We start from the raw sequence: 13,929 nt of genomic DNA, 5'->3' as shown, positions 1-13,929 counted from the left end.
AGCGTCGAACCGCTCAAAGCTCACCACTCAAAGCTCATATCTAATAAAACCCTATTTAATTCTTTCAGGATTTTCATTCACAAAAGCTCCCCAACCTTTTTTTGTACCCTTGTTCGTCGCCATGATGCTAGTACCATGAAAATGATGACAAACAGCAATACCCAGCGCATCGGTGGCATCAAACATTTTGGCATCTAGTTTCATTTTTAGCAACTGGTCTAGCATGTGGGCCACTTGTTCTTTGGAAGCATTACCATTGCCCGTCACCGATTGCTTTACGGTCTTAGGGGAATATTCTACAATTGGTATTTCACGAGAAAGTGCTGCTGCCATGACTACCCCTTGTGCTCTGCCCAACTTTAGCATCGATTGCACATTTTTTCCGAAAAAAGGTGCTTCAATAGCCATCTCATCAGGCATGAATTCTTCTATCACCGAGATGATTCGTTCATATATTTTCTTTAACTTAATTTCCTGCGTGCTATATTTGCTGACATTGATTACACCATATTGCAAAACCTTTATTTCATTGCGTTGAACCAATATCACACCATACCCCATAAAACGAGTGCCTGGGTCAACGCCTAAAATTATTTTTTCTGTATTATTTACCATTTCTTAGCACAAAAATTTCCGTCTCTGCTTTATCTTTTCATGCAAAATACCAACGAAACAAATCCTAAAACAAGCATTTTATCTGAAAAACTATTTTCATTGTTCAAAACATTGCTTTTCGTCGTGATTGTCTGGATGCTATACAAGGCTTTTGATAAAAAACAGCAAAATATTGATAGTTTGCTGTTGGAATGCCAAAAAGCTTTTGTTGTAAAGAATCTGTGGAAAGGACTTTTGTTAATACTATTAATCTTTTTTAATTGGGGGTTTGAAGCCAAAAAATGGCAACAGTTAGCCCTGAAAGTTGAACAGATTTCGCTAAAAGAAGCCTTCAAGGGAGTATTGATGGGCTTGTCCTTAGGATTTATCACCCCAGCGAACTTAGGAGATTATGCAGGAAGAATGTGGAAGTTTAAACAACAAAAAAGAGCAGAAAGTATAGGGGCTATTCTTTTGGGCAATGGCATACAATTTTATATCTCTTTGCTGTTTGGCACGTTATCTTTTGGGTATTTTGTGATTACTATTAACCAAATTATTGTAGGTATCAATGGCATCATTATGGTTGTATTAATATTGAGCTTGTCTTTGGGCTTTTTTGCTTATTTAAAACGACATTTATTTTATCTTTTTGTATTAAAAATACCTTATTTGAAAAAGTTTGCTCATAGTGTGAAAATCCTAGAGCATTTTAGTAATGAGGAGGTAAGAAAGGTTTTTCTATGGGGACTAATGCGTTATTTTACTATCTCGCTACAATTTGTATTGGTATTATTGATTTTTGAAGTCAAATTGAATGTAATAGATTTATGGACAATCTCATGTTTGATTTTTCTGGTTAAAACCATTGTTCCTGCTATTAATTTCATAGGCGATTTAGGGATTAGAGAATTTTCTGCCATCTACTTTTTTGGTTTTTATCAAGTAAATCATGCAGCCGTTATTACCGCCACTTTTGTCCTTTGGTTTATCAATATTCTGTTTCCTGTATTAGTAGGAAGCATTTTAGTGTTGAAAACAAAGATTCTTTAATAGTTACTAGTTAACCAACAACCACAAACTAAACTATGCTCTTATTTATCATCTTGATGATTACCGCCTTTTACTTTATTTTCAATCTGATTTTGATTGTCGTTTGGAAAGAAATGAGGGCAAAACATAAAATACCTCCTGTTCAGAGAGATACCAAACTCACTGTGATTGTGCCTGTAAGAAACGAAGCTAATAATATTTTACAGCTACTTCAAGACCTTAATCAACAGACCTATCCTTTTGAAAACTTTGAAGTAATTATTGCCAATGATGGTTCAACAGATGATACTGAAAACATCGTGTTGGCATTTCAAGAAATCGCTTATTACGAACTCAAAGTGTTAAACCTATTGAATGATAGTAGTGCTTCGCCCAAAAAGAGAGCCATTCAAAAGAGCATAGAAATATCTTCGGGGGAATTATTAATTACCACTGATGGCGATTGCTCTGTGTCGCGTGATTGGCTCAGTTCAATCCAGCAGTTTTATGAAACAAAGCAAGCTAAGTTAATCAGTTCGCCTGTCACATTTACAGAAAAAAACACCTTCTGGAATACGATTCAAATCATAGAATTTGCTAGTTTGATAGGGTCTGGTGCATGTGCGATGTATCTGAAAAAGCCCAATATGTGCAATGGTGCCAATTTGGCTTATACGCGCGAAGTATTTGAGGAAGTAAATGGTTTTGCAGGAAATGAAATGGTGGCCTCAGGTGATGACGAATTTTTGATGCACAAAATTGCCAAAAAATACCCTGATAAAGTGTTTTTTAATCCTGATGCGGATGCAATAGTTAGCACAACGTCGCAAGAGGATTTATCACACTTTTATCAACAAAGACGACGATGGGCAAGTAAATGGAAACATTATGATAATTGGCAGGTATCGGCTTTGGCTATCTTCATTTTCTTGGCTAATCTTAGCGTATTAATCGCCTATTATTTGATAAATGAATATTTGGGTATAGGTATTTTGCTCCTAAAATTTTCCGCAGAGTTTTTCTTTTTATCGTTAGTCGTTACGTTTCTGGGACATCGAAATAAAATCATTTATATTCCTTTTGTGCAATTAATTTATCCATTTTATGTAGTCTTTTTTGGACTATTAGCACAAGGGAAAGGATATCGTTGGAAGGGCAGAAAATTGCAGTAGAAAAACTTGAAAAAGAGCTTTAAAAGGTACAATGAAAATATACTTTTAAATAAACCCATGATGAAAAATATAGCTTTCTTAATAATAGCTAGTATTGTTTTTGTTAGTCAAACTTTCGCACAAGCTCCTACACAAATAGATTCAAATTTTGATATTTATGTTTTAATGGGACAGTCTAATATGGCTGGCAGAGGTAAGATAACAGAGGAATATCAAAAAGAAGTTAACCAAAACATATTTGTATTAACCAAAGACAATACTTGGGCTGTTGCCAAGCATCCACTTCACTTTGATAAGCCCCAAATAGTAGGCGTAGGCCCTGGATTACAATTTGCTTTAACGATGCTAGAGGCCAATAAAACTAAAAAGATTGGACTAGTACCTACCGCAGTAGGCGGAACATCAATTAATCTGTGGAAACCCAATGCTTATGATGCTAGTACAAAAACACATCCATTTGATGATGCTGTTCGTCGGATAAAAGAAGCCATGCAGTATGGGGTAATAAAAGGCATTATTTGGTTGCAAGGAGAAACAGATGCTAGTCCTAAAAAATCAGAAAATTATGAGGTTAAATTTAAGATGATGATAGATTCAGTGAGGGTATTGGTGAATAATCCTAAACTACCTGTTGTATTGGGCGAGTTAGGGCAATACCGTCCTGAATATGTTCAATTTAACCATGACTTATTAAAAACAATTCCTTCCACCATTCCTTATACTGCTCTAGTATATTCCAAAGGATTAGTTCATAAAGGCGATACTACACACTTTGATGCTCCATCTGCTGAAATGTATGGGAAACGTTTTGGGAAGGCAATGATTAAGTTGCAGAAGAAGAGTAAGTGATAGGGCATCAGTCAATTTTTTAAATCAGACACCTAATATATGGATACTTAATGTTTGCAATATAAACACTTAGTGAATAAACATTTTGTTATTAAATTATGTAAATTTATACAGATTAGTTAAACAAAATAAAGATGGAAACTATACTTGTAGAAATAAAAGATAACAAAGCTTATAGGCTTTTAGAAGATTTAGAAGATTTGCAACTTATAAAAGTTTTAAAAGAACCTCGTCAGCCAAGACAAAAGCTATCTGAAAAATATGCTGGGAAATTACCTTCCGAAATTGTTGAAGACCTTCAAAATGATGTATCTCAAAGTAGACAAGAATGGAACAGAAACGATATTTGATTGATACTAATGCAGTTATTGATTATTTAGGAAGTAAAATAACTGATACCGGTATGAATTTTATGAATATAGTAATCGATGAAACTCCTATACTATCCATAGTGACTAAAATTGAGGTTTTAGGTTTTAATGCTCCTGTTGAACATTACCAACTCTTAACTGATTTTATGAATGATTCAATCATATTGGATTTAACAAACGAGATTGTGGATACTTGTATTCAATTAAGAAAAAACAATAAAATTAAGCTCCCTGATGCCATAATTGCAGCTACAGCACTTGTTAATAATTTAGTTTTAATCTCACGAAATATAGCTGATTTTAAAAATATTAAAAATTTAGAAGTACTTAATCCTCATACTTTATAATTTTGAGATGTTACTATAAAATTCTATCTCAATAAATAGTAATTTTTAATTTTGTTAATTCCTCATGTTTATCCATAAAACCAATTTCTTGATGCGGGCTTTTTATCCAGATTTTGTCTGGAAAGTAAAGAACGCAGAAAAAGCAATTTATCTTACTTTTGACGATGGCCCTATTCCAGATGTAACAGCGTTTGTGTTGGATGAATTAGCTAAATTTCAGGCGAAAGCTACATTTTTTTGTATTGGTGATAATATCAAAAAACATCCCGAAGTATTTAAAAAAATTGTTGTTCAAGGGCATTCCATTGGTAACCATACCTTTAACCATTTAAAAGGGTGGAAGACTGAGGATGAACTTTATTTTCAAAATTTTCAAGAATGTGAAGCCATTATTGAAACAAATGACTATTATTCTTTGACTCAAAACACGGTGCCGGCAAAGAAAAAATTTCGCCCGCCTTATGGACGTATTAAGAAAAGTCAGGCTAAAGATATTTTACCAAGTCACGACATTATTATGTGGGATGTACTTTCTGGCGATTTTTCTAAGAATTTATCACCTGAGAAAGTTTTGCAGAAAACGATACGATATACAGAAAGCGGTTCGATAGTATTATTTCACGATAGTATCAAAGCCAATAAAAATATGTCTTATGCTTTGCCAAGAGTATTATCACATTTCTCAGAAAAAGGTTTTACTTTTAAGGCATTATAAAACGAATGTCATATTTACCTTTCCTGAATGAAGATTTCCTCAAGACCAAATGTAACTGTCTGGATTGCGGCCAGAAATGAAGAAGATACTATTTTGAAATGTCTTCAATCGATAGCAAACCTCCATTATCCTCAAGAAAACCTGCAAGTATTAATTGGCAATGACCAGTCTGAAGACCAAACCAAAGCTTTGGTTGAAGGTTTTATTAAAGAAAAACCCCATTTTCAACTTATTGATATTCAGAAGGTAATTAACCACCAACGTGGGAAAGCAAATGTATTAGCAAATTTATACGAGTATTCAACAGGTAAATATTTCTTGATTTGTGATGCTGATGTAACCGTAAACCATGATTGGGTAGAAGGGATGATTGCTAATTTTGAAGCTAATGAAAATATTGGTCATCAAGTAGGAATTACTGATATTAAAGGCACTAATATGTGGCATCATTTCCAGTCTATCGACTGGCTTCATGCACTTACATTATTAAAAATAGCCGCAGATTTAAAAATTCCGTTAACAGGGTTAGGCAATAATTCAGCCGTCACTCGCAAAGCTTATGAAGCTACAGGTGGCTATGCCAAAATTCCTTTTTCAATTACAGAAGACTTTGCTTTGTTTCATGAAGTAGTGAATAAAGGTTTTGGGTTTAAAAATACGATTAACCGAGCAGTGTTTAATCAGACGCTTCCGATGATTAATTTGAAAGAATTTCTTCATCAAAGAAAACGGTGGATGGTGGGAGCGTTGCAATGTCCGTGGTGGATTGTGACATTACTTTTTCTGCAAGCCTTATTACTTCCAATTTTATTAATTGTGGGTTTGTCTTTTTCTTGGCAATTGGCAGGTATCTTATGGCTGATAAAATGGCTTAATCAAAGTATTACTGTTTTACCAACAATTTTGAAATTAAGGCGATTTCACCTGATAAAACACTTAATTTTGTATGAAATCTATGCAAATTGTTGGCAATTAACCATGATTCTATTTTATTACTCACCCGTGGCTGTAGATTGGAAAGGAAGAATTTATAAGTGAGGAGGTTCTTAGTTTTGAGTAAGTGAATTGTGAGTGATGAGTTGTTATTGCTTAACACAGGCTACTTATTTTGACAATGTAATTTATCACTAGGGAGGGACTTAAGTCCCTCCCTAGTGATAAATTAAGAATATTAATTTTAGAACTTTCAAGCCTTTTAAAAAACAAAGCTTATTGCCTACAGCTTAAGGCTTATAGCTAACCCAAGAAAACAATATAATGAACAATTTATCATCAACATTACAAATCATTGAAACTCACGCACATATTTATGACGAAACCTATTTAGAAGACCGTGACCAAATGCTAGAAAAAGCTTTTTCAGCAGGTGTTTCGCAAATCTGGATGCCTAATTGTGCTGCTGAAACTATTCAAGGAATGATGGCACTGGCAGCACAATATCCTGAACAATGTTTTCCGATGATGGGGCTGCATCCATGTTATGTAAAAGAAGATTTTGAGAAAGAATTAGCCATTGTAGAAGAATGGCTGAATAAGTATCAATTTATCGCTATCGGTGAAATTGGGATGGACTTATATTGGGATAAAACCTTTGTCAAACAACAAGAGGAGGCTTTTTTATACCAATGTCAATTAGCCAAAAAACATAATTTATGGATTGATATTCATTCAAGGAATGCCTTTTGGGAAACTGTAGCATTGATTGAAAAAAATGCAGACCCAAATCTAAAAGGAATTTTCCACTGTTTTACGGGAACGTTAGAAGAAGCCCAAAAAGCCATTGAATTAGGGTTCCTTTTGGGAATAGGAGGAGTAGCTACTTTTAAAAACGGGGGACTTGATAAAATTTTGCCTAACATAGATTTAACATCAATTGTGTTAGAAACAGATGCCCCTTATTTAGCGCCTGTACCTTACAGAGGTAAAAGAAACGAACCGTCGTACCTAACAATTATCGCACAAAAAGTAGCTGATATGATGGCTTGTAGTGTAGAAACAGTCATCGAACAAAGTACAAAAAATGCTATTAATTTATGTAATTAATGAGTGTTTATTGTTAACAGAATAATCTTCAAAACCCTTTTATTAAAGAAACCTTCTTTGTATAAAACTTATATTTACCATTTATAATTCATTCAGCAAACATGTATAATATTATAAAAATCAACACGAAAGCTCATGGCAAAGGCGATGTAAAAGTACTCGTTATTTATACAGGAGGAACTTTAGGAATGGTGTATGATGCAAAATCTGATGGTTTAGTACCATTTGATTTTGCCCAGATTCCTGAAAATTTGCCTGAAATGGCTCGTTTAGATTTCGATATTTCAGTACTTACTTTTGATAATTTATTGGATTCTTCTAACATGAATCCTACGGTTTGGATTACTTTAGCCAAAATCATTGGTGAAAAATACCATGAGTACGATTCATTCGTAATTCTCCACGGAACGGATACGATGGCTTATACCGCTTCGGCTTTGAGTTATTTATTAGAAAACCTCAACAAGCCTGTTATTCTTACGGGAGCTCAGTTGCCTATTGGAGTGGCTAGAACAGATGCAAAAGAGAATTTTATTACGGCTCTTGAAATTGCAGCCGACCGAATTAATAATGCTCCTGTTATTTCTGAGGTATGTATATATTTTAATTCAATATTATTAAGGGGCAATCGTGCAAGAAAAAACGAGAGTGTTCAATTCAATGCTTTTGAGTCAGAGAATTATCCAGTTTTGGCAGAAGCAGGGGTGAAAATTGAATATAATAAACCTTATATCAAGCACCATCATCCTAATGCTAAATTAATTGTGCATGACTGTTTGGATGAAAATGTAGTAATCTTGAAAATATTTCCAGGAATCTCTGAAAAAGTAGTTAGAAGTATATTGGGTATTGAGGGATTAAAAGGTGTTGTGATGGAGACCTTTGGTTCGGGTAATGCACCAACCGTACAATGGTTTCTAGACTTGATGAAGGAGTTTATCGACAAAGGAATTATTATTTATAATGTATCTCAGTGCAATGGGGGCAGAGTAACGCAAGGGCATTATCAAACCAGCCAGTATTTACAAGAAATTGGCGTAGTAAGTGGGGCAGATTTAACGACTGAGGCCGCTATTACTAAGCTGATGTATGTATTAGGACAAAATACTTATTTTGCTGAGAAAAAGAAGAATTTGAGGTATTCAATAGCAGGAGAAATGTCTTAATAAATAAGAAATCTATAATTTTTAGACAAAATTTTCTCGCAGATTGCACAGATAAATACCGCTGATTTACGGAGATTTTATGATAATTTTTCAGCATAAATTAGCGGTATTTATCTCCAAAAATCAGCGAGTAAATAATATTTTGTCACACTAACTAGTGCGTAATATTAGTATAAATAGCATCCAAAATCTTTACGAAAGTTTTATAATCTTCCTCTGATAAATCACCCCAGCCTTTTCTTCTTACTTCTACAACCAGCGGAAAAGCTTGCACAAATATTTCTCTGCCTACATCTGTTAACGTAATCATAAATCTACGACGGTCGCTAGTAGCCATTTTTCTTTCGGCAAATCCTTTTTTTACCAATAAATCAATGATTCGTGTAACTGTCGGAGCATCCTTCACGGTCATTTCTGCCAATTCATTCTGACTAATACCAAATTCTTCGTGTCTTTTGATATGATCTAATAAAACCCATTGGTCAACAGTAAGGTCAATGTTGGCATCGTCTAATTTTTTTTGAAGAGAAAGCCTGATTTTTTTGATAGTAGTATCTATTTTAAAAAAGTAAGCTCTGGTATCAGCAGGATTTGTAGTCATTGTACAATAAAAAATGAAGATTGAAAAGAAGTCGATAGAAAAAACATTTCTCTACTTTCAAATGAAATAAGACACTAATCAACATATTGGTTTTAATTAAACTAAGTAGTCAAAAGTACAGTTAAATTTAATTCAAAATACATTTGTAATAATCAATTTTAGCTTTTTTTACTTTTTGCTTTTTCAGCTTGGTAATAACGATACATAAAATCATAAATAATCAATTCATGAAAACGCTGATTATCTGCAATAGAACGATTGACGGTCATGTGAATAGTATCGCTTAAGAATTGAGCGACCTCATTTTCATTTTTAAGTTTTTTTATTTCGCTAACACAGGCTTTTATCAGCTCACTTTTATGTTGAATGCTTTCAAAAAGAACAACATATTCCTCCTCAATTTCTTTGGCTAAAATTCCTTCAATCGTTTTTCTATTTTCTCTAAAACGCTTATCCATTTGCAGTTTCAGATGCTTATCCATGTTGAATTCTTTTGCAAAACTATCTTTAAGATGAGTCATTAAACCAAGTTTTTGATTCAATGAAAACTCAAAATCATTCAAATAAGCATCTATTATTTTAATAGTAAACTGCCAACGAATTTGTTCTCTTTCGTCGCCCCAAGTTTGTTCTAATAGCTTTACAATCGCTTCGCTATCGTAGAAAAAGATACTTTCAGCTAAAGCGATAGCATCGGCACCATATCTTTCCAGTTCTCTTTGATAGGTATCAAACTGAATTTTTCGGATAATTCCTTCTGTTTCAAGATTTGTTAAGGCTTCATTTAAGGCGATAACTAGCTTACCTAAATATTGTAAATCCGTAAAATGGAACCTTACTCTGATATGATTATCAGGGTCGAGATAACGAATAAAAAACCATTTATCTATTACCTTTTCTGCGAGGAATTGTTCTACCAACGGTTTTATGACTTGTGTCAAAATATCATCAGCAGCTTTTACCCCTGAATATATTTTTACATATAGCCATTCAGAACCTAAGGAAAATTTACGTGTTGGGTCATTAGTCGCTTTTTTGATAGGATTAATACCTTCAAAAACAGTTTTCTTATTGATTAAAGATGCAATAAATTGATTCGTGAAAGTCTCCCCATCTTGATTAATAACAATATCACTTGCTGGGTTGAACAAAAACTCCTTTAATTCAATGTCTTTTCTATTTTTAATAGTATCCAACCATGTTTGCACACTCAACAGATTATCAGTGTTTACTAAAAGCTCATTATCAAAATCTGCTAATACAAAGCGAGTCGGTATTCCCCATTTTTGTCTGAAATCTTTGATGGAAGCTAATAAATTATCTGGAGAGCAACTGATTAGCTCCTGATAATCTTCTTTCTCAAATTTCCATGTGGCAGATTCTATGATAATATTTTTAAATGTGATTCTTGGTAGAAATTTAGCGTTATGTACTACATTTTTCCAAGAAATATTAAAGGAAATTGGAAGATTTTGAGCCTGTAAATCACACAAGAAATAATAAATGGGTAACGCATTTAGCGAATAGCTATGGGCATTACTTAATCTAGGAATAATTTCTTTATTAAGTCGTTTTGATATTAACTTGATTTTCTTTTGGCTGTAATTAACAGAAACCATTAAGTCTTCTAACAAAATTTGATTTTGCTCGGGCAATGATGATTTTGCTAAATAGGGAATTTCATAAGGCCAGAAAACGGGATGAAGTAAAATATTTCCAATTCTGTTTTCGGGTAAATGGATGATTTCTGCAAAGATTACCTCAGGATTAAGTGCTTGTTCCTTCTGTGCAATCTCTTTTGTAATATTAAATATTTCAGCATCAGTATGTGCAAACCTACCTAATAAGCTCATGGCAGTGGCTCCTCCTAATTTTTCAAGATAAATAGAATATTGTTCGTCACCTGTTAAGCGGAATATTAATGAAGTAGAACTTGGGGCTTTATAGTTTTTTTGTTGAAAATGCTGTAATTCCTTCACATTCAATGCTATCTCATAAGCGCCCTGTTTATTTGCTACTAAATATTGCTTGAAGAGGTATTGCTTAAAAGCATTTTGACGAAGTACTATTTCATCTTTTTCGATACTCGGCATTTCAAAGCCATTGGCAATAGGGGTATAATTGCTTTTTCCCGTTTGCCCATAACCTATGCCTGTTTCAGTATCAAGGGCTACCAAAAGAGGAACTTCTTGCCCTTCGTATCGGTCATAAAACTTTTGAATAAATTCTTCTTGGATGGGATTGACAGGCTTTTGACCAAGCTGAAATAAAACCTCTGCAACTTCGCTTAGTTGTTCTTGATAAGTAAAAGAAAGTTTTTTTTGATTGAATACCTTTACCAAATCAGTCTGAAATAGTTTCCCATCTTCAAAGGGAACATCCATTTGCTTAATCAATGCGATGATTTCCTGATAAGCAGTTATATCATTTGATTGATGAGCGTCTATGTTTTTTAGCTTTGCTTCGATGTTTAATAATATTGGGCTATAGTGTTCTTCGACCTTAATATTTTGAAGAACTTTCAACATTTGCTGGGTCAATCCTTCGCCTGTAATGGCTGGTTCCAACTCGTTAACCAATAGTTGAGCATCCACCAATTGTTCTATGAAGTCGGTTGCTTCTTCTTCCGAAATATCATCATCTATTAAATAGGGTACAATCTCCTGTATTTTAGCACCTCTTTTACAAGTATCTAGCACCAAAGCGATATATTCAGACCATTCAAAGGCGGTGATTTGATGCGTTCTTCGTCCTTCAATATACTTATATTCTATGTAGCGTATTTCACTCCCAATTTGGTAAATACTTGAATTGGGATAATACTTTAAATGTCTTTTAATAAGCGGAATTTCTGATAAACTTTGTGCCAAAGCACCAGCATAATGCATATCTAAACGAGTACTTCTCTGCTTTTCAGAGGCTAGCTGTAGGTTGGTTTCTTCATCCCATTCAACGACAGAGCAACCTGCAAATAGTCCAAACGGAGTACATCTACTACTCATTCTGCTATAATATTTACTGATTGAATAGGCTATTTTCTGGGCTTTCTTAGGGTCTGATATTTTGTCATCTTTCCAGAGTAGTGCTTCATTATAGAGGACTGGAGAGGCTAGATAAAGTGCTTCTGAAAAAGTAGGAAGATTAATTAAATCTTTCAGAAATGCTTCTGAAACATCATCTATAAATGGTAGTGATGGTGTTCTGACAATAAGTTTTTTCAGAAATTGATACGTATTTGACATTAACTGCTTATTACTGGTTTGACGTTACCATCAAAATTAATGTTTAATGCCTGAAATTTTATTATTTATTTATAAATACAACAACATATCAGTAGGGACGAATTGCATTCGTCCACATCGTCGAACGCTTTTACGCAAATTGTACGACCACGCGGACGAATGCAATTCGTCCCTACCTTTAATGTTTTTGCATTTTGTTTAATAATTTTTTGAAAAATGTTTTATCCTCTTGCCATTTCTTAGGGTTATTCTTAATATAGGCTCTGATTTTATTTAATTCTTCTTCATCTCTGATAATTCGTTCATAGTAATTAGATTGCCATATTTTCTCCTCGCTGTTTTTTGTTAGTAATCTTATTTGCTTGGTTGAGGCACCTTTAAAACCTCTGATGATGGCACCAATGGTTTGTGAGGGAGACTCGAATTTAGCCAATGTACTATCAATAGCTGGAAACCCGACTATATTGGGTAGGTTTTCTTTCGATCCAATTACTATAATACCATGAAAATGATTGGGCATAATTTGGAAGACATCCAAAGAAGTTTTAGCACGAATTTTAGGTGTTTCAATCCAAATATTTTCTACAATTTTCCCCAAGGCATTAGGAGTAAAAATACCCCCCTGATTAATTTCTCCTAATATTTCTTCAAAATGTTGAATACAAAAAGTAACAAAATACCATCCCTCTTGGGCATAGTCATAACCTTGTAGTCTAATAGTTTTACGTTTTTTCTTGTGGTGTATCATCGTGTAGAAATTTATTACAATATAATAAGTAGGGACGAATTGCATTCGTCCACATCGTCGAACGCTTTTACGCAAATTGCACAACCACGCGGACGAATGCAATTCGTCCCTACCTATTTTTAATACTCTTGACTCATAGGATGAATCATCAATTCATCAATCACCACATGTTTAGGTGCTTCTAGGATATAAGTAATCGTATCAGCCATATTTTGAGAAGTCAAATATTGAGCTTGATGTGGGTCTCCTTCAGCACGCGTATGAAAATAAGTATCCACCAAACCAGAATACACTACCGAAACCTTGATACCATCTTTACGAACCTCCTTACGAAGAGCCATAGAAAAAGCATCTTGTGCATATTTTGAAGAACAGTATAAAGAACCACCATCAAAAACACGCTTGGCAACGTCTGATGCAATATTGATAATATGCCCTTCGCCAGCCGATTTCATGAATGGAATAGCCTCTCTACAAAACAGGAAAGTACCCTTTACATTGGTTTCATAAATAGCATCCCATTCCTCTGTAGTTATATCTGTAGCCTGTTTAAAAACGCCAAAGCCAGCGTTATTAACCAAGGCATCGATTTTACCAAAAGTACCAATGGTAGAAGTAATTGTTTCTTTTACGAAAGCCTCATCACCTACAGAACCTACAAATATTTCAGCCTTAGCACCCTTAGCTTCTATTTCAGTTTTCAATGTATTAAGCTCAGCTTGGCTTCTTGCTACTAAACTCAAGTTTACCCCTTTATCGGCTAACAATAAAGCTAATGCTCTACCAATCCCTTTACTTGCACCAGTTACTAAAATGGTTTTATTTTGAAGTGACATAATTTGTTTTTGTTTATAAGAATTATAGTTAAATATTTCACGCTAAGTTGATAAAATTAATAGAAGCAATAATTCTTCTTATCCTTATTTTGAATAATATTTTGATGATTAACAAAGCCTCCAAACATTTTGCTATAATGTTCCCCGCAAAATGTAAGTTTCCTATCCGAGTATTAATATGGTTGAGTTCAGGGTTTTAAGATGAAAAAACTG

Annotated in this window: 14 protein-coding genes; 9 read left to right on the top strand and 5 right to left on the bottom strand. The window is 34.0% G+C overall.

Annotation, left to right across the window (positions count from 1 at the left end; all coding sequences use genetic code 11):
* Positions 1–51 precede the first annotated feature (51 nt).
* Entirely contained in the window at positions 52–615 is a 564-nt protein-coding gene (gene ruvC, locus AC1RNE_RS03355) for a crossover junction endodeoxyribonuclease RuvC (protein WP_492799628.1), read from the bottom strand.
* Between the two features lie 39 nt (positions 616–654).
* Between ruvC and AC1RNE_RS03350 the strand changes: the two genes are divergently transcribed.
* From AC1RNE_RS03350 to AC1RNE_RS03310, 9 genes are all read left to right on the top strand, one after another.
* The gene (locus tag AC1RNE_RS03350) at positions 655–1,647 is read left to right on the top strand and encodes a lysylphosphatidylglycerol synthase domain-containing protein (RefSeq protein WP_492799627.1); all 993 of its coding nucleotides are present in this window, start codon (positions 655–657) and stop codon (positions 1,645–1,647) included.
* Between the two features lie 35 nt (positions 1,648–1,682).
* Positions 1,683–2,798 (top strand): glycosyltransferase, encoded by a 1,116-nt coding sequence (locus tag AC1RNE_RS03345; protein WP_492799626.1) that lies wholly within the window; start codon positions 1,683–1,685, stop codon positions 2,796–2,798.
* A gap of 57 nt (positions 2,799–2,855) precedes the next feature.
* Positions 2,856–3,647: a sialate O-acetylesterase gene (locus AC1RNE_RS03340; RefSeq protein ID WP_492799625.1), complete on the top strand. Its 792-nt coding sequence runs from the start codon at positions 2,856–2,858 to the stop codon at positions 3,645–3,647.
* Positions 3,648–3,781: 134 nt separating this feature from the next.
* Complete coding sequence (locus AC1RNE_RS03335) at positions 3,782–3,997, top strand: hypothetical protein (RefSeq protein WP_492799624.1); 216 nt, start codon at positions 3,782–3,784, stop codon at positions 3,995–3,997.
* Positions 3,976–4,365, top strand: a complete 390-nt coding sequence (locus tag AC1RNE_RS03330) for a type II toxin-antitoxin system VapC family toxin (RefSeq protein ID WP_492799623.1) — start codon at positions 3,976–3,978, stop codon at positions 4,363–4,365. The genes AC1RNE_RS03335 and AC1RNE_RS03330 overlap by 22 nt, the downstream gene beginning before the upstream one ends.
* A gap of 64 nt (positions 4,366–4,429) precedes the next feature.
* The gene (locus tag AC1RNE_RS03325) at positions 4,430–5,080 is read left to right on the top strand and encodes a polysaccharide deacetylase family protein (protein ID WP_492799622.1); all 651 of its coding nucleotides are present in this window, start codon (positions 4,430–4,432) and stop codon (positions 5,078–5,080) included.
* 27 nt (positions 5,081–5,107) lie between these two features.
* Positions 5,108–6,118 carry a glycosyltransferase gene (locus AC1RNE_RS03320; protein WP_492799621.1) on the top strand — a complete coding sequence of 337 codons (1,011 nt, stop codon included), beginning with the start codon at positions 5,108–5,110 and terminating at the stop codon, positions 6,116–6,118.
* 219 nt (positions 6,119–6,337) lie between these two features.
* The gene (locus tag AC1RNE_RS03315; protein WP_492799620.1) at positions 6,338–7,123 is read left to right on the top strand and encodes a TatD family hydrolase; all 786 of its coding nucleotides are present in this window, start codon (positions 6,338–6,340) and stop codon (positions 7,121–7,123) included.
* A 101-nt stretch (positions 7,124–7,224) separates the two neighbouring features.
* Positions 7,225–8,289: an asparaginase gene (locus AC1RNE_RS03310; RefSeq protein ID WP_492799619.1), complete on the top strand. Its 1,065-nt coding sequence runs from the start codon at positions 7,225–7,227 to the stop codon at positions 8,287–8,289.
* Between the two features lie 154 nt (positions 8,290–8,443).
* On the opposite strand, the gene AC1RNE_RS03305 is transcribed toward AC1RNE_RS03310, so the two are convergent.
* The 4 genes from AC1RNE_RS03305 to AC1RNE_RS03290 form a co-directional block, all read right to left on the bottom strand.
* Positions 8,444–8,890 (bottom strand): MarR family winged helix-turn-helix transcriptional regulator, encoded by a 447-nt coding sequence (locus AC1RNE_RS03305; protein ID WP_492799618.1) that lies wholly within the window; start codon positions 8,888–8,890, stop codon positions 8,444–8,446.
* Between the two features lie 158 nt (positions 8,891–9,048).
* Entirely contained in the window at positions 9,049–12,132 is a 3,084-nt protein-coding gene (locus tag AC1RNE_RS03300) for a lantibiotic dehydratase (protein WP_492799617.1), read from the bottom strand.
* A 178-nt stretch (positions 12,133–12,310) separates the two neighbouring features.
* Positions 12,311–12,880, bottom strand: a complete 570-nt coding sequence (locus tag AC1RNE_RS03295) for a transposase (RefSeq protein ID WP_492799616.1) — start codon at positions 12,878–12,880, stop codon at positions 12,311–12,313.
* Between the two features lie 119 nt (positions 12,881–12,999).
* Positions 13,000–13,716, bottom strand: a complete 717-nt coding sequence (locus tag AC1RNE_RS03290) for an SDR family oxidoreductase (RefSeq protein ID WP_492799615.1) — start codon at positions 13,714–13,716, stop codon at positions 13,000–13,002.
* Positions 13,717–13,929: the final 213 nt, after the last annotated feature.

It is taken from the genome of Arcicella sp. GW822-FHT02H01 (assembly GCF_058802005.1).
Note: the sequence above shows the minus strand (reverse complement) of the source record. Positions and strands in the feature narration are given on the sequence as shown.